Origin of the sequence: Sinobacterium caligoides (assembly GCF_003752585.1) — a bacterium.
In the GTDB taxonomy this organism is placed as follows: domain Bacteria; phylum Pseudomonadota; class Gammaproteobacteria; order Pseudomonadales; family Sinobacteriaceae; genus Sinobacterium; species Sinobacterium caligoides.
Genome location: NZ_RKHR01000004.1, coordinates 1,051,901 through 1,071,104, shown reverse-complemented (window position 1 = coordinate 1,071,104; position 19,204 = coordinate 1,051,901). Strand labels below are relative to the sequence as shown.

22 protein-coding genes are annotated in these 19,204 nt (G+C 44.3%); 13 read left to right on the top strand and 9 right to left on the bottom strand.

Annotation, left to right across the window (positions count from 1 at the left end):
• The first annotated feature begins 146 nt into the window (after nucleotides 1-146).
• Both EDC56_RS11380 and EDC56_RS11375 read left to right on the top strand, forming a co-directional pair.
• Complete coding sequence (locus EDC56_RS11380; protein ID WP_123712625.1) at nucleotides 147-554, top strand: hypothetical protein; 408 nt, start codon at nucleotides 147-149, stop codon at nucleotides 552-554.
• A gap of 76 nt (nucleotides 555-630) precedes the next feature.
• Complete coding sequence (locus tag EDC56_RS11375; protein ID WP_123712624.1) at nucleotides 631-1,437, top strand: adenosylcobinamide-GDP ribazoletransferase; 807 nt, start codon at nucleotides 631-633, stop codon at nucleotides 1,435-1,437.
• Here the strand turns inward: EDC56_RS11375 and EDC56_RS11370 are convergent.
• The 3 genes from EDC56_RS11370 to EDC56_RS11360 all read right to left on the bottom strand — a co-directional run bounded on the left by EDC56_RS11370 (nucleotide 1,434) and on the right by EDC56_RS11360 (nucleotide 3,708).
• Complete coding sequence (locus EDC56_RS11370) at nucleotides 1,434-2,126, bottom strand: tRNA/rRNA methyltransferase (RefSeq protein ID WP_123712623.1); 693 nt, start codon at nucleotides 2,124-2,126, stop codon at nucleotides 1,434-1,436. The genes EDC56_RS11375 and EDC56_RS11370 overlap by 4 nt on opposite strands.
• Before the next feature lie 39 nt (nucleotides 2,127-2,165).
• On the bottom strand, nucleotides 2,166-2,654 hold the full coding sequence (locus EDC56_RS11365) for an FKBP-type peptidyl-prolyl cis-trans isomerase (protein ID WP_123712622.1): 489 nt from the start codon (nucleotides 2,652-2,654) through the stop codon (nucleotides 2,166-2,168).
• Between the two features lie 151 nt (nucleotides 2,655-2,805).
• Nucleotides 2,806-3,708 (bottom strand): helix-turn-helix domain-containing protein, encoded by a 903-nt coding sequence (locus EDC56_RS11360; RefSeq protein ID WP_123712621.1) that lies wholly within the window; start codon nucleotides 3,706-3,708, stop codon nucleotides 2,806-2,808.
• Nucleotides 3,709-4,178: 470 nt separating this feature from the next.
• Between EDC56_RS11360 and EDC56_RS11355 the strand changes: the two genes are divergently transcribed.
• Together EDC56_RS11355 and EDC56_RS11350 are read left to right on the top strand one after the other, a co-directional pair.
• Nucleotides 4,179-4,346, top strand: coding sequence for a YqaE/Pmp3 family membrane protein (locus EDC56_RS11355; protein WP_123712620.1), 168 nt, complete (start codon nucleotides 4,179-4,181; stop codon nucleotides 4,344-4,346).
• Between the two features lie 253 nt (nucleotides 4,347-4,599).
• Complete coding sequence (locus EDC56_RS11350; protein WP_148059392.1) at nucleotides 4,600-5,013, top strand: CBS domain-containing protein; 414 nt, start codon at nucleotides 4,600-4,602, stop codon at nucleotides 5,011-5,013.
• A 437-nt stretch (nucleotides 5,014-5,450) separates the two neighbouring features.
• Here the strand turns inward: EDC56_RS11350 and EDC56_RS11345 are convergent, their stop codons facing one another.
• Nucleotides 5,451-5,945 (bottom strand): M48 family metallopeptidase, encoded by a 495-nt coding sequence (locus EDC56_RS11345; RefSeq protein ID WP_245980684.1) that lies wholly within the window; start codon nucleotides 5,943-5,945, stop codon nucleotides 5,451-5,453.
• A 328-nt stretch (nucleotides 5,946-6,273) separates the two neighbouring features.
• Between EDC56_RS11345 and zapB the strand changes: the two genes are divergently transcribed.
• Nucleotides 6,274-6,492: a cell division protein ZapB gene (gene zapB / locus EDC56_RS11340; protein WP_123712617.1), complete on the top strand. Its 219-nt coding sequence runs from the start codon at nucleotides 6,274-6,276 to the stop codon at nucleotides 6,490-6,492.
• A 353-nt stretch (nucleotides 6,493-6,845) separates the two neighbouring features.
• The gene (locus EDC56_RS11335; protein ID WP_123712616.1) at nucleotides 6,846-7,331 is read left to right on the top strand and encodes a TetR family transcriptional regulator; all 486 of its coding nucleotides are present in this window, start codon (nucleotides 6,846-6,848) and stop codon (nucleotides 7,329-7,331) included.
• Nucleotides 7,332-7,364: 33 nt separating this feature from the next.
• Here the strand turns inward: EDC56_RS11335 and EDC56_RS11330 are convergent, their stop codons facing one another.
• Nucleotides 7,365-7,964: a TetR/AcrR family transcriptional regulator gene (locus EDC56_RS11330; protein WP_123712615.1), complete on the bottom strand. Its 600-nt coding sequence runs from the start codon at nucleotides 7,962-7,964 to the stop codon at nucleotides 7,365-7,367.
• A 674-nt stretch (nucleotides 7,965-8,638) separates the two neighbouring features.
• Entirely contained in the window at nucleotides 8,639-9,634 is a 996-nt protein-coding gene (locus EDC56_RS11325; protein ID WP_123712614.1) for an adenosine deaminase, read from the bottom strand.
• 313 nt (nucleotides 9,635-9,947) lie between these two features.
• On the opposite strand from EDC56_RS11325, the gene EDC56_RS11320 reads away from it, so the two are divergent.
• The 7 genes from EDC56_RS11320 to EDC56_RS11290 all read left to right on the top strand — a co-directional run bounded on the left by EDC56_RS11320 (nucleotide 9,948) and on the right by EDC56_RS11290 (nucleotide 17,531).
• Nucleotides 9,948-10,997: an N-acetylneuraminate synthase family protein gene (locus EDC56_RS11320; protein ID WP_123712613.1), complete on the top strand. Its 1,050-nt coding sequence runs from the start codon at nucleotides 9,948-9,950 to the stop codon at nucleotides 10,995-10,997.
• A gap of 1 nt (nucleotide 10,998) precedes the next feature.
• Nucleotides 10,999-12,147: a UDP-N-acetylglucosamine 2-epimerase gene (gene neuC, locus EDC56_RS11315; RefSeq protein ID WP_123712612.1), complete on the top strand. Its 1,149-nt coding sequence runs from the start codon at nucleotides 10,999-11,001 to the stop codon at nucleotides 12,145-12,147.
• Nucleotides 12,141-12,800, top strand: coding sequence for an acylneuraminate cytidylyltransferase family protein (locus tag EDC56_RS11310; RefSeq protein ID WP_123712611.1), 660 nt, complete (start codon nucleotides 12,141-12,143; stop codon nucleotides 12,798-12,800). The genes neuC and EDC56_RS11310 overlap by 7 nt, the downstream gene beginning before the upstream one ends.
• Nucleotides 12,797-13,981, top strand: a complete 1,185-nt coding sequence (locus EDC56_RS11305; RefSeq protein ID WP_123712610.1) for a hypothetical protein — start codon at nucleotides 12,797-12,799, stop codon at nucleotides 13,979-13,981. The genes EDC56_RS11310 and EDC56_RS11305 overlap by 4 nt, the downstream gene beginning before the upstream one ends.
• 138 nt (nucleotides 13,982-14,119) lie before the next feature.
• A complete protein-coding gene (locus tag EDC56_RS11300; RefSeq protein WP_162844163.1) occupies nucleotides 14,120-15,067 on the top strand; it encodes a sulfotransferase domain-containing protein in 948 nt (315 codons plus the stop codon).
• Between the two features lie 282 nt (nucleotides 15,068-15,349).
• Nucleotides 15,350-16,408, top strand: coding sequence for a polysialyltransferase family glycosyltransferase (locus tag EDC56_RS11295; RefSeq protein ID WP_123712608.1), 1,059 nt, complete (start codon nucleotides 15,350-15,352; stop codon nucleotides 16,406-16,408).
• On the top strand, nucleotides 16,392-17,531 hold the full coding sequence (locus EDC56_RS11290; RefSeq protein WP_211333656.1) for a hypothetical protein: 1,140 nt from the start codon (nucleotides 16,392-16,394) through the stop codon (nucleotides 17,529-17,531). The genes EDC56_RS11295 and EDC56_RS11290 overlap by 17 nt, the downstream gene beginning before the upstream one ends.
• Before the next feature lie 32 nt (nucleotides 17,532-17,563).
• Here the strand turns inward: EDC56_RS11290 and EDC56_RS11285 are convergent, their stop codons facing one another.
• The 3 genes from EDC56_RS11285 to EDC56_RS11275 are packed head-to-tail and all read right to left on the bottom strand — an operon-like array spanning nucleotide 17,564 to nucleotide 19,193.
• On the bottom strand, nucleotides 17,564-17,986 hold the full coding sequence (locus tag EDC56_RS11285; RefSeq protein WP_123712606.1) for a secondary thiamine-phosphate synthase enzyme YjbQ: 423 nt from the start codon (nucleotides 17,984-17,986) through the stop codon (nucleotides 17,564-17,566).
• A complete protein-coding gene (locus EDC56_RS11280; RefSeq protein WP_123712605.1) occupies nucleotides 17,979-18,599 on the bottom strand; it encodes an SDR family NAD(P)-dependent oxidoreductase in 621 nt (206 codons plus the stop codon). The genes EDC56_RS11285 and EDC56_RS11280 overlap by 8 nt, the downstream gene beginning before the upstream one ends.
• Nucleotides 18,600-19,193, bottom strand: coding sequence for an IspD/TarI family cytidylyltransferase (locus EDC56_RS11275; RefSeq protein ID WP_162844162.1), 594 nt, complete (start codon nucleotides 19,191-19,193; stop codon nucleotides 18,600-18,602). It abuts the gene before it with no gap.
• Between the last annotated feature and the right edge of the window lie 11 nt (nucleotides 19,194-19,204).

Here is a 19,204-nt window from a genome sequence, read left to right as displayed (position 1 = left end):
GTTTTCAGCATGGGGTTAAATTGTGCTACTCTATGGCCAAGTTTAACGTTCCGCTAAGTCAATGACTTAGCTTCGTCACTTATTTCTCTTATTGAGCGCCAGTCTTCTGCTGAGCTGTTATTACGACTTGTTGTGATTATTTATTGATGAAAAAAATTATTGCTATACGTTTACGCCGTAGGGATGACGGCTTCATTGCATTTAAAGAAAACCAAAAGGCCGAAATACTCTACAGCGCTTTTGATAAGCGAGATAATGCGATAAAAAACCTACAAGAAGAGCTTTGTTCTCGTCGAGGCATGGAATACGACGTTGATGGCTGTGGTTTACACTGGTTTGTGATTGATGATAATCGTCCTGCAGATTATTACCTTGAGTTCAATGAGGTGGAGTGTGTGCTGGAGGATGAGTGGTTTAACTCAGCCAAGGCAAGTATCAGTGGTTATAGTGGCTTTCGCTACTACGATGCCTGTGCGAAGTGGGCCGATGATATTGTGATAAAAGACCAAGGCCGTAAGATTGACTATCATTTGGCGAAATACAGCCGAGTTTAGTGTTGTTAAAAATATGACCTTGAGCGCCGCAGATCGCTAGAGGCGCCATCACTCTTTTGATGTGCTGTGAAATATTATGTTGAAGCAGTTAAAGCTCTTTTGTTTAGCGTTAGCGTTTCTAAGCCGTATACCTGTTCCGCAAAATATCCCCTTTAGTGAGCATTGGCAACGCCAGGCGCAGCGTTATTATCCTGCGGTTGGCTTGCTATTGGCCTTATTGCTGCTGCCGCTATTTTATAGTGTTAGTTACTTGTTGGGCAGTGCCGTCGGTGTAGTGGCTATGTTAGCGGCGAGCACGTTGTTGACAGGAGGGCTACACGAAGATGGCTTTGCCGATTGCTGTGACGGCTTTGGTGGCGGCTATGGGGATAGAGAAAAGACTTTGCTCATTATGAAGGACTCGCTGCTTGGCACTTTTGGTGTCATCGGCTTGGTCTTGCTGTTATTGCTTAAGTACGCGCTGTTACAGCAGTTGGCATTGCAGTCGTGGACGCTATTCGGGCTAACGGTCATCTCTGCGTACTCGATGAGCCGTTGGCAGCCGCTGCTAATTATGCGACGTTTAGACTATGTGGTGCGTGATAGTAGTCGGGTTGTGGATCAAGCGAAAAGACCGTCGCTTAGACTAGTTCTGTTGACGAGTTTATGGGGAGGAGGAGGGTTGCTGCTATTGGCACTGTTACATAGTACAGGGGTACAGCTGTTGGCTGTCTTGCTACTGCCAGCTGTGCTTTTATCGCTGTGGTCTATCGTATACTGCCACTATCTCGAACGTAGCCTAGCGGGTTATACCGGGGATTGTTTGGGGGCCACTCAGCAGGTTGCAGAGTGTATTATTTACTGCTCGATGGTGTTTTTTCTACGTCAAGGCTGGTTGTTTTAGTCGACGTCGTTGGCGGCAATTTTATCGCAGATAAAGTGCAGGAAGCCGAGCTCACGGTTGCTTAGCCCCGCACTCTTTTCCAGCGCCCACTGATACACTTTATCCTTCCTTGTGATGTTGTGGTGATGGAAGTTCGCCATCATTTTATCCTGTAGTTTGTGCAGAGACGCCTCTGTCCCGGCTTGCTCGCTACTGGTGTTAGCTAAAGGGAGCTGATTATCTGACAGCTCATAAGCATATAGCATGACAGCTTGGCTTAAATTTAATGAGGGATAGCTCGCGGCTAGGGGGATCGCGGTGAGTAGGTCGCAGCACTTGAGTTCTTGGTTGCTCAGCCCGGATTTTTCACAGCCAAAAACAATGGCCAAGCGCCTTATGCCTGCAGCCTGCTCGGTGATCAGCTGTTTTAGTTGGCTGGGGGGGTATAGCGTTTCTCGATGGTGGCGGGGCTTGGCACTCGTACCGATGACGAGGTCGCAGTCGGCGACGGCATCGGCAAGCAGGGGAAACACTTTGGCTTGTCTAAGTAGCTCTGTTGAGCCGTGCGCGAGGATGCGAGCCTGTTTGTCTGTGTGAACATCACTGTTGACCAAACGAAGCTGACTAAAGCCCATGGTTTTTAGCGCTCTAGCACTAGCACCGACGTTTTCGGCGACAGCGGGATGGCTGAGAATAAAGACAATTTCCATGGTGCAGGCTCGGTGTAGGGCTGTGAATAAAAAAGAGCGTTAGTGTTGATGGCCGCCAACGCCATGCGCATGACCATGGCTTAGCTCCTCTTCGTGGGCCTCACGAATATCGCTGACCGTTATGCTAAAGCAGAGTGTGCGACCGGCCAATGGGTGGTTGCCATCGACAGTTGCTTGAAATTTCCCTGCTTTGATTACGGTAGCGACTTTCTCACCTTGCTCGGTATCGATATAGACTTGTGTGCCAGGCTGTAGCCGCTTGCCTTTACCGCCTCTTATTGCCTTAACAGCAACGCGAGAAATGAGAGACTCTTTATACGGGCCATATGCATCAACGGCTTCGAGAGTGATGCTGAGCTGGTCGCCTACTGCTGCTCCCGCTAGCGCCTGTTCAAGTTTTGGCAGAATATTACTATGGCCGTGCAGGTAGCACATCGGCGTTGTCTCTGTGCTTGCATCGACTTGATGACCCTCGCTGTCGCTGAGAATATATTGAAAGCTAACGACTTTATCTTTCTCGATGATCATGACGATGAACTCTTTTTTGCGTGAGGGAGGGTGATAGGGGCGTCATGATAGCGGTGCGAGGCGTGTAAGTCGACACGACTAAACAGGAAAGCGCCTGAATACCTCGTCCATGAGGTGGCGCGTTCGGTGTATTTATTGCAGAGCGTTGCGTTCAGTAGCTGGAAATGGGCTCAGGAGTCTTTGCCTGTTGTTTATTGTGGGTGATTGTCTGCTGCTCATCGTATGAGTTCATCATCGTATTATGATCATACTGGAGGATCTCAGTAGCTTGGATTTTTTTGATTAGCTTCTGTGGTGTGGTCCCTGTGAGTGCCTTGCATTCACGGGTGAGGTGGGCCTGGTCACTGAACTTACCCTTCGCTGTCAGCTCTAATAAATTTGGCTTAATCGTATCGCGAAGGTCGATCATGAGCTGTCTAATGCGGGTGATGCGCCCAAATTGCTTGGGGGTTAGCCCTATTTGGCTGCGGAACTTTCGCTCTAGTTGGCGGCGGCTAATAGCAATATCGTCTGCAACTTGTTGTATCTTAATTGTGCCAGCTGATTCGCGGATAAGTTTGATCGCGTTTTGTAAAACTTCTGGCTGTTGATGGCGTGGTTGGAAGTTGCGAAGAAAGAATGACTCAAGCATCTGTAGCTGTTGCTCATGATTGCCGACAGCCAGCAGCGGTTCTAGCAGAGTCTGCGCAATGTTGTGCCAGATAAGAGTTGCGGGAATCATTTGGTCGAGTAGCTGTGGGCCGGCCAACTGTTGTTGGAATACATTGATAGCGCCTGGCCAGAAGCGAACACCAATAAAGTAGCGTTGGCTTTCCTGGCGACTGACGGGCATGGGCCGGCTACGGGGGCCGAGTAATACGGCTTGATAGCCGAGCTGCCCGTGCTGAGCCGTGATGCATATCGAAAGATCGCAACCTGCATCTGCGGCGAGTTGTTCCGGTAGTTGCTGATGCTGATTGTCGTAATACCAGAAACATTGAATAAATTCAGTGAGTTTATTACAAGGCAGGAACTCCATCACTTGCTTGCGATTTTGAGGCGATATTATATTCATGGGTCCGTTACTCTGTGTTTAGTGCCGGCTTTATTATTTTTCTTTTGTATCCGTTATCTGGAGGAAGAAAATACTGCCTTAGCGCTTATTATTATTTTTAAAACCGCTACAGACTGGATTAGTCAGCCTGTACTGAGTCAGATCTTGTAAATACCACCAGAACACAAAATTGACCCTACCACACAATATATCAGTAAATGGCCGGTGACATGCGTATTCTTATAAAAAATGACGCTAACCGTAAAATAAGTGGGCGAAAAATGCTTTGTTGATGCCAGCGTCAGTATTTTTATGCGATTCAGACATAAAAAAGGACGTTTTTGTAGCGGAAAGTAGTTGGCTAGGGGCGATGTGGTGGATGTCGTCAGTATTATGACTGTTTGCCATTACTCACGCTCAATGTTACTTTTTATTCATCTATCTTCTGGTAACAATCGTGTTCTGGAAGCTATAACAGTTAGAGGTTTTTAATGAATATCTTGAATCTTATCTTTGCTATATTTTTGCCGCCGGTCGGCGCCTTTTTGCAGGTTGGTGTTAGCACGCACTTTTGGATTAATATCGTGCTTACTCTGCTAGGTGGCATCCCAGGTGTTATACACGCAGTGTGGTTGGTTGCGACTAAAAAGACTGCTTGAGTAAGCATTGCAAGCTTAGGGCTTATTAAGTGCCGCTATGGCGGCACTTTCCTTCTTTGAGCCTGTAGGGTTATGAGGGAATCTTTTGTGCCGGTGTTGCCGCCTTAAGCAGGGAGGCGCATTGTCAGGAAGCGCTTAATAGCTGAAGGCAATGGTACCTATAGTAAGAAGTGATTATATAAAGGGAAGCTGAAAAACTAGAATACTTATATGGCGACAGATACCTACACTGGGGTTTTATAGGAGAAGCGATGTGGATACCTTAAGAGTAAAAGAATATATGGAGTATCAGCCTGCCGCTATACGTTGTGATGCAATGTTAACGGAGGTAATCGATGAGCTTCTTAAGCATAAGTCAACGGGTGCTCCGGTCGTTAATGAGCAGAATGAGGTAGTTGGCTTCGTTTCAGAGCAAGACTGTCTGCGTAGCCTGCTAGTCAGCGGTTATTATTGTGATAAAGTCGATAGCGTAAAGGATGTGATGCGACGCGAGGTGCTGACCATAGGGCCCGAAGATAATGTGGTGGAGTTGGCACGTAGAATGACCGACCAGCTGCCAAAGATTTATCCTGTCGTGCTTGATGGCAAGCTGATCGGTTTGATTGATCGCCGGCGGATCTTGTCGGCTTTGGTGGCGAGTCAGGTCGAGCATTGTAAGGTTTGGTAATCCCCAGGCTTGTTGAGGTGTTAATGGCTACGCTGAGACTGTCGTTGCCTATACGCAGTCCAGACGCTACTGAAGGCAGTGAGGCGCAGGGGGTGCAATCTTTCCTGAGGTAACTGTTGGTTTAGTGTGTTCTGCCTTGCTGTCCCCATTGCGCGTAAAGTTACCCCCGTTTTCTGTGGATAAGTTCGTGAGTAAGGCTTTGAAGGATTGCTGGAAGCTAACAGTGCTATAGCTTTTGGGGTGACGGGTGTTTTTCGTTCAATATGCCGTTGTGATCGTCATCACCAGGGCGTAGCAGGCCTCCTTTTACCCCCTTCTATCGATAGGCTTTAAATAACAGTCGCCTTAATAACCTTTATTTGAGTTCATTGCTGATTTTGCGTGGACGTGCTGGCCGTTATGGCTGCAAATAAAGAATAAACGCTGGGCGCTTAAGGTTAGTGATTAATATTTTCGAGCCTGATGGCCGTTAGGAATAGTCGTGTGTCAAACTCGAGTTGATGATAGTTTGCTGCCATGTGGCAGCAGAGTTTATAGAATGCTTTGTCGTGGTCTTTGTGCTTGAGGTGGGCGAGCTCGTGAACGACGATCATCTTGAGCAGCTCGGCTGGCAACTGCTTAAAGACCTCGGCAATCTTGATGATATTTTTGCTCTTTGTTTTGCTGCCTTGCACCTTGCGTGAGTATATATGTAGGCCGAGTGCGCGCTCGGCAACGATTAACTTGCCATCAAAGACAACTTTGCTTAGTGGTGATGATTTTTTGATAAAGTGGTTTTTCAGTGTGATCGTGTAGTCATATAGAGAGCGATTGTTGTTGATTTGATGTTCCATTGGGTAGCGTTTACGCAACATAGGAAGCAGCTCGCCGTTGTCGATAAGCTGCTGAACTTTCAGTTGAACTTGCTCAGGGTAGGAAGATAAGAAAGGCATTGAGGACATGATGTTATAGGGCGTGTTGGGGTGTTAGTCGGCAAACTGGCCGTGATTTTAAGCTGTTGGCCGCTAGCCGACAACCATTCTGCTTACATAAAGTCACGCTTCTAGTCGTTGGAGGTGTTGTAACGGTTAATACGCATTTGAGCCGATAGCTGAAGTGTGCGGCGTTGCATAAGAAAAAGTTATATTCTAAGGTAGTTGGAGAAACCGTGATCTTGTTGGAGTTTTGCCATTGCTCCAGTGCTGTGACAGGGGCTATTATCACGGCATTAAAACATCCCAGCGGTAGATACCGCCACAACGACGACAAAGAGATGAAGTCATGATGCAGCTTTTAGATGATTTAGAAAAGAAGATCATATTATCGAAGGAGACGATTGAGCTTCTTGAGATGGAGACGGCAGAGTTACGTGAAGAGCTAGCTGAAGCTAAGGCTATTGCGGAAGAAAACCTCGTGCTGAAGGCTAATCAAGCCAAATGGGAGGAGCGTCTGGGGAATTTAATGCGTCACTTTAAGGAAAGCAGCGACGCTCCAGCATAAGCCTCCTCACGACTTAGTCTCAATAATGATTAAAGATTAAGTCGTTCTCCTCTCTCTCTCTCTCTCTCTCTCTCTCTCTCTCTCCCCCCGCACACCGTCTACAACTTATTTGGCGTCAATATGAACAAGCTTACTCTAGGCTAGGCTTAGTTGACGTGTGTAGGGGTGTATTTTAATGGACATGTGTCATACTTAACGGGTGTCGTCTCGTTGGCTATGCTAGCTATGCTTTTTGAATGAGGAGTCGCTCCTTCGTTTGAGGCTATGCTGCGATGGTGAAAGGTAGGAGGCGTGACGAGAATATAAAAGCATAGAGTACTCTAATTGTTGTGTAGATTTGAGGTAGAGCTGTTATGGCTAGGAAGTCCGCTGCAGAGGCAGCACTCACAAAACAAAAAATTGCAGACACTATCGTAGCTCTCACCGTGAAGGAGGGCTTTGACTCTGTCTCATATACACGCCTATCAAGAGAGACTGGTGTTAGTCGTTCCGGTATCGCCAATCATTTCCCAGATAAGCGGTCGATGATTGAGGCCTTTCAAGGGCAGATATTTGGCATCTTTACTAAATACCTGGATTTGTCCAGCAGGGAAAGTTTCATGGCTAGTTGGCTAAAAGCCCTTAGTCATGATGAGTTTCGCAATATTCTCTTGCTCATTTTTATTCATATGGGAACATCTATAAACGGAGATATGAACCTTAAAGCGGTTAATGGCGTTAATCGACTAATGGGCTTTATAGAGGGCAGCTTGGGGGATGAGGGAATAGAGGTCTTAGAGTTACTGCTCGGTAAGACCTTGCTGAATGTGGTACTACGAAATTCTGCGGCAGTGGGTTGAGGGATAGGCTGTTAGTGTCTTGGTTGCATCAGGCTAGTTATGCTTGGTGAGAAGTCTGGCTAGCATAGAGTCTATGAGTGCTTCTGCTCGCTGATAGGGAAACTGTTCATGCTCGAGCATTGTGGCGATGCAGAGGCCGTCGACGGCAGAGATTAAAATATCTGACTCATCGTTGATATTTATGTCGTTGCATATATCTCCAGCATGAACGGCTTCCTGCATGTACCCCTTTACCAGCCCTCGCCATTGTAGGTAGTTAAGTCTGTGTTGCTGTTGTAGCTTGCTGTTTTTAACGGCTTGCGACCAGAAGCTCATGTAGACGATGCTGGCACTGTCGTTATTATCCTCAGAGAGTAGGCTGATCAGAGATAGCCTAAGTTTGGCAAGGGCGCTAGTGATTTGCTCTGCCTTGTTCAAAATATCTTGAATAAGGTTGTTTGCCACCCAGTCAAAGACGAAGCTAATTAACTGTTCCTTGTCGCGAAAGTAATGGGGGACGACGCCACGGCTAAATCCCCCTTCTTCTGCTGTGGAGCGGAAGGTTGCTCCGTCAACCCCCGCGCGCTGGATGACGCGAAGGGTGACAGCAGCAATCTCATTACGGCGAAGGTCGTGATCGACGATTTTTGGCATATTGAGTATCTGTCAGTGTTGGTTAATGTCGCATAAGATACAGAAAACTTATCAATATGTATAAAAGAAAATTAAAAAAACAATATATTTGATAAGCCGGTTTTGTTTGTCGGCTTATTGTTACAGTTAAATATGTCAGAGCAAATTTTTAACAGGAACTTTTTCTTGTCTGCGGGTGGCTTTTGAGGAAGTCCTCCGAAGAATGAATGTTGCTGAGTATTACTGTTGTGAAGTTGCTATATGCTGTTTTTTAGCTGTTTTGCTTGGTGACATTGATGTTGTTAGATGGGGTTAAATGTGTAAAATTGTTGTCGATACATCAGTGTTTAGTTTGTTTATGTTTTGTTTTTTTTTGGGAATAGTATTTTATTTTCATCAAAGTTTTTTGGACGTCAGTCATAAATAAAGGCTTTTGTCAGAGCCTTTTTTATTGGCAGTTACTGATAGGTGTGTGTTGTGAGCTAAGCAGAGGGAGTGGTGGCGGTATTGTCGTTATTTTAAGAGTACCTGTGTGCTTCGAAAATCTTATGGATAAAGACTGGCGTAGTCGCGCTATCTGAGTCGTGACGGTGGCGGCAGGGGAGTGGCGTGCCGATGACTTGAGTAGTGCTTTTCTCCAGTGCTCTAGCGGCTCTTAGGTTGCTACGACCACCGCTAGATAATCGGAGAGTGAGTTAGCGCTCAGCTAAATAATTATTAATCTTCTGGTTGAATAAGATTTTCTGCTGTTCACTGAGAAAGCTTGCGGTAAAGCTATTGCGAGCGAGCTGCACTGCCTGCTCTTGTGTCATGTTAAGGTGCTCGACCAGGGCGTCGTAGTTTTTGTTTAAGTAACCGCCAAAGTAGGCTGGATCGTCTGAGTTAGTAGTGACGAGCAGGCCTCTGTTAAGTAAGTCTAATATGTTGTGTTGTGACATATCGTCGACGACACAGAGCTTTAGGTTGGATTGTGGGCAGACGGTCAATGGTATCTGCTCGGCAATCAGTCTTTCCATAAGCTGCTCGTCTTCTATGCAGCGAACACCGTGATCGATACGACTTACTTTCAGTAGATCAAGTGCTTGCCAGATGTAGTCAGCTGGCCCTTCTTCGCCTGCATGTGCGACAGTAAGCAGGCCTTCGCTAATTGCCCGCTCGAATACCGCTTGAAACTTACTGGGTGGATGGCCCATTTCTGAGCTATCGAGGCCTACGCCAATTAGCTTATCTTTGTAAGGTAGCGCCTGCTCAAGGGTCTCCATTGCTGCTTCGCTACTGAGGTGGCGGAGGAAGCAGAGGATTAAATGGCTGGATTGTCCCCATTGATTCTTGGCATCCTGTAGGGCACGGTCGATGCCGTTGATCACGGTACTGATGTCGATACCGCGTTCAGTATGGGTTTGAGGGTCGAAGAAGATCTCAGTATGAAGCACCGCTTCCGCCCTGCACCTCAAGAGGTAGGCCCAGGTCATGTCGTAGAAATCTTGTTCTGTAATCAACACGCCAGCCCCTTTGTAGTAGATGTCGAGGAATGATTGCAGATCACTAAAGGCGTAGGCGGCCTGTGCATCTTGGATGGAGCTAAACGGTGCTGGCAGGCCATTGCGTTCGGCGAGAGTGAGCATTAACTCCGGTTCGAGGGAGCCTTCAATGTGAATGTGCAGTTCAGCTTTGGGGAGGTGGTTAATCATATGGGGGCCTGTGGGTAGAGGGAGGGGACGGAAGTTTAGATTGGCTGGGTCTCTAATGTAAAGCTGGAGAGCTATGATTCCTTGTGATTGTCCTGCTGCGCTAGTGTTAAGTTTGCTGGCTTGCATTGCGAGGTGCAGCTATTAACGAATGAAGATAGAGGTTGTTTGATGTGAAGAGGCAAAGTACTTGGAAAAAAGCGCCAACTGGAAAGAGAATTTATACGTATTCTGTTAGAATCACTACTATTTATGCTGCGATAGTCTGCGCAGCCCGACAAATGATCTAATGCCGTTGAAAAGGATACAGAAAGCAATGAATATTAAGCCAAGTATAACCATCGCCAAGCGTCAAATTGGCTACGATTTTGAGCCTGTTGTAATCGCTGAGATTGGCATCAACCATGAGGGTAGTCTCAAAGCTGCTTTTGAGATGGTCGATGCTGCTGTGAAAGCGGGGGCTGAGATCATTAAACATCAAACACATATCGTTGAGGACGAGATGTCGGGTGATGCGAAGAAGGTTATTCCTGGTAATGCTGACGTTTCAATATACGAGATAATGGCGCGCTGCGCTTTAAATGAAGAAGATGAGATAAAGCTTAAAGAATATATTGAGTCGAAGGGCGCGATCTTTATTAGCACGCCATTCTCGCGCGCTGCATTTGAGCGTCTTGAGCGTATGAATGTGGAGGCTTATAAGATTGGCTCCGGCGAGTGTAATAACTACCCATTAATCGAATTAGTCGCAAAGACTAAGAAGCCTATTATTTTAAGTACAGGGATGAACGACATACCATCGATTGCCAAGGCGGTTGAGATATTTCGTAAGTATCAGACGCCATATGCGCTATTGCACTGTACCAATGTCTATCCAACCCCGGATAATTTGATTCGTTTGGCAGCGATGAACCAGCTAGAAGACTCTTTTGACGACGCCGTCGTAGGCTTGTCAGACCACAGTATCGATAATTTAGCGTGCCTGGGTGCCGTTGCTTGCGGTGCATCAATTTTAGAACGTCATTTTACCGACAACAAGGATCGCCCGGGCCCGGATATCGAGTGTTCGATGGATATTGCAGAGTGTGCAGAACTTATCGTGCAATCAAAGCGCATGGCTAAGATGCGTGGAGGTAAGAAAGGGGCGGTGAAGGAAGAAGGGGTCACAATTGATTTCGCCTACGCCAGTGTCGTTACTATTAAAGATATTAAGAAAGGCGATGTTTTTAGCGAAGACAACTTATGGGTGAAGCGTCCAGGTAATGGCGAGCTGCAGGCTGAAGACTTTGCTAGCTTGATGGGAAAGGTCGCGCTTGAAGACATAGCTAACGATGTGCAGTTAAAGAAGGTCCAAGTAGGAGAATAAAGTGAAGAAAACTATTCTTTTTTTGACAGGCACCCGTGCTGACTATGGAAAGCTTAAACCGCTAATGAAGGTTGTTGAACATGACCCATTGCTGGTTTGCGAAATATTTGTAACTGGGATGCATACGCTGAAGAAATATGGCTACACAGCACAGGAGCCAAAGAAGGACGGTTTTAAAAATATTTTTATTTTTATGAATCAGCATGCAGAAGAGCCGATGGAGGAAATTCTATCAAATACCATTACTGGCTTGTCTCGTTATGTGCATGAGACCCGTCCTGATCTTTTGGTGGTTCATGGTGATCGTGTCGAGGCTTTGGCAGGGGCAATAGTCGGCTCTATTAATAACATTCCTGTTGCTCATATTGAAGGCGGAGAAAGATCGGGAACGATTGATGAGCATATACGTCATGCTGTTAGTAAGATGTCGCATATTCATCTGGCGTCGAATGAAGAAGCGGTGAGTCGCCTGGTTCAGATGGGGGAAGAGGCGACATCTATTTATAATATAGGCTCACCTGATATTGATATTATGCTAGATGAGCAGTCACTGCCTTCAATTGAAGAGGTTAAAGCGTACTACGATATCCCTTTTGATAAATATAGCATTTTGATGTACCACCCTGTAACAACAAGCTTGCCGACATTGGCGGCGGATGCTGAGGCTGTTGTTGAGGCCGTTTTAGCGTCGGGTAAGAATTTTTTGGTGATCTACCCGAATAATGATGAGGGAAGTCGGCAAATAATTAGCGCGTATGCCGGGTTTGAAGGTTGTAGCCGTGTAAAGATATATCCATCGATCAGATTTGAATATTTTTTAACATTAATGCGTCACTCAGACCTAGTGATGGGGAATTCCTCTGCCGGTATTAGAGAGGCGCCTGTCTACAATATCCCATCGATTAACATTGGTAACAGGCAAGATGGTCGTGTTGATGATGTCGCAAGTATTGTTAATGCTTCTAGTGATGTTGCCTCTTTGCTGAGTGCTATTGAGCAATGCGCGAAAATGAGTTTGAGTGGTGCGGCTGATAGCGGTGAGTTTGGTGAGGGTAAAAGTGCAGAGTTATTTAAAAAGCTATTAGACTCTGATGATTTTTGGAACGCTAAGATTCAGAAGTTGTTTGTCGATATAGGTGATAAATGCTAGCAATTATAACGGCGCGAGGGGGCTCGAAAGGTCTTCCCGGGAAAAACATAAAAGATTTATGTGGTAAGCCGATGATAGTCTACACCATTGAAGCTGCGTTGGATTCTGGTGTGGTCGATAAGGTAGTTGTTAGCTCTGATTGCGAAAAAATCTTAAAGGTGTGTTCCGCTTACGATGTTGAGCTTCATAAGAGACCAGCTGAGTTAGCGACCGATGATGCATCAAGCTTGGATGTGATAAAAGATGTGCTGCTAGCGTATAGCTATAATGGCGCAGTATGCTTGTTGCAGCCAACATCGCCGTTAAGAAACTCGACTCATTTACGAGAAGCTTTTGAGAGGTTTTCAGTTGGAAAGTTTTCGAGCCTAGTGAGTGTTGTGCGTACGAATGAGCCCGCGCAAAAGGTACTGGTAGTGAATGATCACGGCGTTGCTGAACCATTAACTTGTTGGGAAGACTTAACGTTACCAAGGCAAAGCTTGTCGCCAACCTATCAAATTAACGGTGCTATTTATTTGTTTTACTCAGATAGATTTATGGAGGGTATGAATATATTTACTTCGCCACTTTATGCTTACCCAATGCCTGAGAATGTTAGTCATGATGTAGATACGATTCATGACTTTGAGATTATTGAAAGGGCTTTAAAATGAAAATATATCTTCATATAGGCACACATAAAACAGGTACGACAGTTATTCAGCGCTTTTTAGGTGAATCTAAAAAGCTAGAAGAGAATGGGTATCGGTATTTACCTAGTCGACTTTTCTCGAAGATAGAAAAATCTCCAGGTAAAGATGCCTTCTATACCGCCCTTGCAAATGCAGTGAGTGAGGTTGAGGATGATTGCAAGCTAATTATCAGTTATGAAAAACTGTCAGGAGCTATGGTGGCAGGCTACTCGGACGCTGAGAATGTGGCGGCCAAGCTATCAGAGTGCCTTAGTCAGCATGCTGTGCAGATTGTTGTGTATTATAGAGAACAGTCAAGCTTCCTGCAGTCGGCTTATACTCAGTCAGTTCACCAAGGTCAGGGCCATAGTTTTGACGAGTTTTACAGTAAGATAGATACTCGAGGTATTGATTGGCAGGCGCATAAATCCAAATATGAAAAATACTTTGGTGCGGGGTGTGTTACTGTTCGGCCATATTGTAAGGAACGTTTTTATCGAGGAGATTTAATCTCAGATTTCCTACATGCAATAGAGTTCCCTGAAGACAAGATAGGTGATCTTGTTGATGGCTACGATAGCGGTGGTAGAAAAGTGAATCCCGGGTATAGCTCTTCTGCGCTTAACTTGGCTGTTAGTGTTAATCCGATGTTGGAGCAAGATGAGAGGAAGGAATTACGCGCCATTCTTCAGCGTATATCATCAAAAAATAAATTTGAGCGTTATTCAATACTCAGTGATGAGCTGAATGAGGAGTTGTATCATCGTTATTACCAGTCGAATAAAAATTTAGGGTTAAATTTTGAAATCGAAGAAAATGACATCAATGAGGCTGTTGATGAATCTTTGCTTCCGAGGCTGACGTTATCGCTTAATCAGAACAGGAGGCACGATTTACAGGCTCTCGAGAAGAAAGTCGTTGCGCTAGAGAGAGAGTGTAAAAAACCTATAAAAATCAGGGATGCTGAGATAAAGAGTCTCGAGAAGAAAGTCGTTTCGCTAGAGAGAGAGTGTAAAAAATCTATAAAAATCAGGGATGCTGAGATAAAGAGTCTCGAGAGAAAAGTGGCTGAATGTGTAAAAACAATAGATAGACGAAGTGTTGGTGGGCGATTACTGAATATCGTTAGGCGTATAGTCAATAGAATTAAAAGGCACTTTTGAGGTGCCTTTTATTCGGTGGGCGTTATTAAAAGTGCTTTTATCTCCGCTGTTCGATGGTTATCTTGGTGCGGTGGGTCTGAAGTGTGTTGTATTGGTTGTGTTTCGTAGCACGCTAAAAGCTTGTAGGGGATGTTTTATATGAAGGAGTTTATAAAGGAAAAATTGTTTTCAGATGTTCATAAGCAGATTCGATCTTTACGTTCAGTGAATGATGGCCTTGTTGAGAGTGCAGCAGCGTTTTCTGACAGGCTGGACAGGCTGGAGCGCGAGAATAAGCGTCTTAAAAACGAGTTAAAAAAATCCTATGTCAATAATAGGCTCGTAGATTTTACGGTTGATAGTGTTTGGTTTTATACGATGATGAAGTCGGGGACGACGTACACCATTAATGTTATATTGAACTATATTTCTCTTTTGAGTGACGAGAGCTCATCTCCCGTTCGAAATGAGCTATTGGAGTGTTTTCACTCAACACACAACAAAGTTGACAATCCAAAAATTGGTAGCGTGCTTTCGGAGCAAGAGGCGTTTTTAAAGGGGGTTGGGTTTAAATATTTCGTGCATACACATCGGAAAATCGCCTCTCTGTCGAAACGAACGATTGTTCTTTCAAGAAACCCACTGGACTTTATTGTGTCCAAATATTTTTATATGTATAAGAATAGGGGGGTGGAAGTTAGTCTGGAGGATAAGACTGGCGCACTGATAAAGGAGTATATGAAGTATTATAGGGGGCTAAGGGCGGTTGTTTCTGGGGGCAATAACTTTTTGGAGTTGCGCTATGAAGACTTGATGCTAGACCCTGAAGGGCAGTTTAAGAAAGTAATTGAATACCTGGATATCGAATATGATGAAAGGCTTCTTCGTGTTGCTGTTGAGTACTCCTCTAAAGATAGTGTGAGAAAAATGGAGGCGGATACAGGCGGGGCGATAATAGCGTCTAAGAATAAGTTTACAGGGAAGTCGTTTATTCGAAGTGGTAAGGTTGGCGATTGGAAACAGTATATTAGCAGTGCAAGGGCAGAGGAATTGCTGCAGGAATTGGAGGGTGAGGGGTTTGATCGAGCCCTTTATAAGTATGAGTGATGCCGACTAAGAGTCTTGGTTTCGGCAATACCGGGCTTGCTGTACGATACTATTAAGCGGTTTTTTATGCTCTTTAGTCCGGTCGACTTTCTACTCCTGGTTTCCCATCAAGAATTTGGTTGTTGCTTGCTGGGAAAGCGTCTTAGATCAGTCGTGCATGGCTGGCGATATTCCTGTTATGTTTTTACGTATCGCTGAATTCGGTGGGCTTTTTTGATCGAAGTTTTTGTTACTTTAACTATTTCGTTTATAGTGGGTTCATAGGTGTATATTTATTTGGCGATGACTGTTAATCAGTTGAACAATATAGTTTCGACCACAGATAGGCACTTTAAAAGTGAGGCCGCTTTGTGCGTGTTAATAAAGCCTGCTTACGATGTGTCAAAAGGGGCGAGTATTGATTCCTTAATTGCTCGATGTAGAGCTCTTAATCTTAGGTATATACTTATAGAGCAAGCTAAGGGTGCTTCTCTTTTTTCGTTTTTGTATACGATAAAGGATAGGCTGAAAGGACTTAGTTGTAGTAAATTCTTTTTTTGCGATATTTATAAATACGGTAGCCTCTTGAGCTGTTATTTCTCGAAGGCTGGTGCTGAAACAATTCTTTGTGAAGAGGGGGTTGGGATGTACCGTGTATGCGTTGAAGATAAGTTGCCACTACTTTTAAGACCTAACTCATCCGGGAGAAAGGTTACTCGTATTTTATCGTTTTTTGTAAATAAAGTGCTTTCTCGCTCTTTGGTTGTTCGGCTTGCTAGCCTTTTGCCCTTCTATAGCGTTAAATACTTCTCGCGCCCCTTTGTGGTCGATTATTTATCGGTATATGCTGCGAGTGCTATTGGCGAGCGAATTAAAGCTAGGGAGGTTTTACCGTTTTTGATCGCCCCACCCAAGGTGGATGATAGAAATATCGATATTCTGGATGATGTTAAGAGTGCAGAGCATGTTTATTTTGCTTCGCAACCTATTTTATATGCTAGCAACGATAGCATTGATAAGCTTGAGGCTAAGTTACGTGTAATAGCGGCTAAAGGTCCGCGCTTATATGCGATACCTCATCCTAGGGATAGCGAGAATAATATCTGTGTTCTCAATAGTTTAAATATTGAGAACTTTGAGGTACTAATTCTCCCTTGCTCGCAAGCAATAGAGACCGTTGTAAGCCACACTAAGCCGTTTGAATTGTATGCATATACTTCATCGTGTTTGCTATATTGTGCCAGTATGACTCGATGTGTGCGACTAAATATAGTAAGTAATGATATTTCCTGGGAAGAGGACTTGTCACGTTTGATTTTTACAAAATTATTACCAGGAGGTGAAGGTGAGGCTAGCGTTTGAATTGAGTGATCACGATCTCATGTTTAATCATTATTTGCCGCTGTTGTTTGAGGCAATAAAATCAGATGGCGTGCAAGTTGAGTGTTATGCTGCAGGTGGTGCTGCCGTTGTTAAGGCAAGGCGTTATGCCGCCAAGTATTACGTAGATGACTGTCACCTTCTAGATTCTGTGTCGATTACAGTGTTAAAAAATAAATTTATTGAGCGGGCTAAGCGTAAGCTTCGTCAGTTGAGGTTCGTCCCGCTTGGGACGAGAGCGCTACTGTTATTTCGTCGTTTTTATCGCCAGATTTCTAATGAAAGGCTTGTTAGCTATAATGACTTTTATTGGAAGAATAGGAAGTATTTTAGGAGGTTTGATTATATTTTGACGGCCGAGCTAAAAGGTGGTGACTGCTTGCGTCAGTTCGAAACTAAAATAGTTTGGATGCTACATGGAGTTATTAGTAGCCATTACCCGTACGCTAAAGACTGGTCTTGTGATGTTGTTATCTCACCTAAAATTGGATTTCGGGAAGAGTTGCTTATCAATACAAATATGGATCCAGCAACGCAGATATATACAGCTTTATATGTGAAGAAGTTTGCTCTGGACCGTGTTTGCGGCAAGACAGATAAAAGAAAAAAAACGGTTTTATATAACCCACACTGGGACGATAGTGAAGGTCTGAGTTCTTGGTTTTTTATGGGGTTAGAGATACTGGAGTATTTTTATAACAGTACGCAGTGGAATCTGATTTTTGCTCCGCATATCGCACTGAAAGATTCCCTGGGAGTTAATGTTCCAGCGAAATACAGGGCCTGTAAAAATATTGTAGTCGACATGGACTCTGATAAGTTACTTTCTGGCTATTACATCCCTAGTGCGGATTTATATTTAGGTGATGTTAGTAGTCAATTTTATGAGGTTGTACTTGTCAATCCAGTACCAGCTGTATTTATCTCACCCAAAAAAATAAGTAAAGAGCCTGATCAGTGGGGTTTTGGGGTAGTGATAAAAGATATTGCGGAGCTTCCTTGTGCGCTTGATAATGCACGGCTTATGGTGACTGCAGAGCAATTATTTTATCCATTAGACCCTGATATGAGTGGTTTTTTGAGTTTTCTCGAGAGCGAAAGTTAGTGCCGCGCCATGGGGTGCGACACTTGTGTCTGCTATAGTGCTGTATAGCTTAATACAATCTCTCTATCACGGATTGGGTCGAATTCAATTAGGAAAATAGTTTGCCAGGTTCCTAAGAGGAGTTCGCCGTCTTCTACTGGAATTTGTTCCGATGTAGGAAAGCTAAGTTGTTTCATGTGTGAGTGACCATTTATACGCTCTTCTATTGGGACGTCGCGTATCTCGATTTTGTCGTGCATATAATTGTGGTTGTTGTTGAACTGCTTGTCGAGATAGTTGTTGATATCTGCAAGAAGGAGGATTTCGTTTTCAAGTATTTTTATTGCACAAGTTGTATGGCGTACAAAAACATTTAGCATGCCTTGTCCGGATTTTCCTTTTACAAAATCCTTGGCAATATCATTCAAGTCGGTAAATTGCTTTTCTGTTTTGATTGTCGTTAGTAGTCTATTCACTTAATAATTCCTCAATATTTCCAATGTTGACATCAATGTTTGAACCGCGTTTGTATTTTTCTGCAATTGCAAGTGTGACCACTTTTGCAAAGTCTTCTGATTTTAGTAGTGTTGCTTGATCTTCTGCAGGGAAAAGCTTTGCTCTCATCTTTGAAACAGTCCTGCCTGGTGAGATGCAAACTGTGTCGATACCTTCATCGGCCCAGCACTCTGTGGCCATGATGACAGCGGCCTTTGATGCGCAGTACGCTGACCAACCGCCGCGTGGTTTTGTACCTGCAGAAGAGCCAATGTTAATTATTTTTATTTTTGGGTTGAAAGTTGCTGCAGTTATTGAAAGGTTGAATACTGCTGTAAGATTGATGGCGATGCTTTGCTGGTCTTTATTAAAGTCGCCACCAACAATGTTGTTGACTTCAATGTAACCCGCGTTATTAATTAATATATCTGGTTTTATATCGTTGACGTACTTGTTAACGTTGTTGTGATCTAGAACGTTAAGTTCTAGGCGAGTAGGTGAGAATATTTCATACTCTGCCTCGTCTTGCTCGAGCTGGGATATGATCGCTTTAGCTATATCGCCACCGCCACCTGTGATTAGAACTTTTTTCATTTAAATGTGTCCTTCGTTTATCATGTTTAGAATGGTGTGATAATCTTTTTTATAGGTAACTTTCAATAGGTTCATTCCGCCTTCGATGAGCGTTGGTTTTAGCCCGTGGCTTTCGAATATGACTCTTGTTTCGTCAGTCATATCATTAAACGACTCGTTGCTATAGGCTTGCAGTAGTAATGCGTAGTCAAAGGCTTGAGGAGTTTGAAGATTGCAGTATTCAGAACGATTAAGGTATCTGCCATCTTTCGCTATAACGGTATCTACCAGATCCATATAAAAAGATACGGACTTTGATTTATGCGTGAGCAGGGTGTCTATCTGCTCTGCTGTAACCAAGGGGCGAGCGGCCTCAAGAATAATGACGCGTGTTGTTTTGCTGCTTAGGTTGTTTAGGCCTATTTTTACTGAGGCTGTTCGTGTGTTGCCACCTTGTATGTCTATGCCAACCACAACGATGTTGTCTCGTGGTACGTGCATTTTTGCTTTATTCGTTACCATTTCCCATAATGATTCACCTTCAATTTTGAGATGTTGTTTTTTCTCGCCAAATCGGCTGCCTTCACCTGCCGCTAACACTATTGCACCTAACAAGTCAATCTCCT